This is a genomic window from Lentzea nigeriaca (assembly GCF_016907955.1).
Lineage (GTDB): Bacteria > Actinomycetota > Actinomycetes > Mycobacteriales > Pseudonocardiaceae > Lentzea > Lentzea nigeriaca.
On the sequence record NZ_JAFBCX010000036.1, the window covers coordinates 1 to 1514 of the forward strand.

The window sequence follows — 1514 nt, forward strand, 5'->3', positions numbered from 1 at the left end:
TTCGTCGGCGACGTCGCGGGCGAAGCCCATCTCGTGGGTGACGACGAGCATGGTCATGCCGTGGTGGGCGAGGTCGCGCATGACGGAGAGGACTTCACCGACGAGCTCCGGATCCAGTGCGCTGGTGGGTTCGTCGAACAGCATGATGCTCGGCTCCATCGCGAGTGCGCGGGCGATGGCGACACGTTGCTGCTGGCCGCCGGACAGCTGGGCGGGATATTTGTGGCCGCAGCCGGCGAGCCCGACCTGGGCCAGTAGTTTCTGGGCCTGTTCCCTGGCGACCTTGCGGCTGGTCTTCTTGACCAGCACCGGCCCGGACATGACGTTGTCCTCTGCGGTCATGTTCGGGAACAGGTTGAACTGCTGGAACACCATGCCGATGTGGGAGCGCTGCTCGGCCAGCCGTTGCGGACGCAGAGCGTGGTAGGCACGTTCCTTCTCGACGTAGCCGAAGTCCTCGCCGTTGACTCGCAGCACGCCGCGGTCGACGGTCTCCAACCCGTTGACACACCGCAACAACGTCGACTTCCCGCTCCCGCTCGGCCCGATGATGCACGAGATCTCGCCGGCCTTGACCGACAGGTCGATCCCGCGCAGCACCTCGTGACTTCCGAAGCTCTTGTGCAACTGGCGTGCCACGATCGTTCCATCCGCTTTCACAGCAACGACTCCTTCGTGGCGACGGCCACCGGGGCGGGCCTGCGGGTGGAGCGGGAGAAGCGGCGCTCGATCATGGACTGGGGCACGCTGAGCGCCATGGTCATGATCAGGTACCAGAGGCTGGCGACGATGAGCAGCGGAATGGTCTGGTAGGTGCGGGCGTAGATGGACTGTGCGCTGTTGAGCAGTTCGGCCACACCGAGCACGCTGACCAGCGAGGTCTCCTTGAGCATGCCGATCACCTGGTTGCCGGTGGCGGGGATGATCGCGGGCATGGTCTGCGGGATGATCACGTGGCGGAGCCTGGTGAACCCGCTCATGCCCAGCGAGTCCGCGGCCTCGTACTGGCCGCGGTTCACCGACGCGAACCCACCGCGGATGATCTCCGCCATGTACGCGGCCTGGTTCAGCGTCAGACCGACGATGGCCGCGGTCAGCGGAGTCATCAGCGCGTTGACGTCGACCGGGGTGGAGATGTCGGTGAAGGGGATGCCGATGGTGATGTTCGGGTACAGCGCGGCGATGTTGAACCAGAAGATCAGCTGCACGAGCACCGGTGTGCCGCGGAAGAACGTGATGTAGAGCCGCGCCAGGCCGGAGATCGGTGCCTGGTGCGACATCCGCATCACCGCGAGCACCAGCCCGAGCAGCGTGCCCAGCACCATGCTGGCCACGGTCAGCACCAGGGTGAGGACCAGACCGTCCAGAATGGCCTCGGTGGTGAAGTAGCTGAACACCACCGGCCACTGGTAGTTCTCGTTCGTCACCGTCGTGGTGACCAGGCCGCCGACGATCGCGACAGCGACCGCCCAACAGAGATAGTCGCGCGGACGCTTCGGCGTGATCCGCTTCTT

General features: G+C 65.3%; 2 protein-coding genes. Both read right to left on the reverse strand.

Annotated features, from left to right (window positions below):
* A partial coding sequence (locus tag JOD27_RS44330; protein ID WP_307830682.1) for an amino acid ABC transporter ATP-binding protein occupies nucleotides 1-642 on the reverse strand: 642 nt, incomplete at its 3' end.
* 14 nt (nucleotides 643-656) lie between these two features.
* Nucleotides 657-1514, reverse strand: an 858-nt coding sequence (locus JOD27_RS44335; protein WP_204768420.1) for an amino acid ABC transporter permease, incomplete at its 5' end; no start/stop codon positions are given.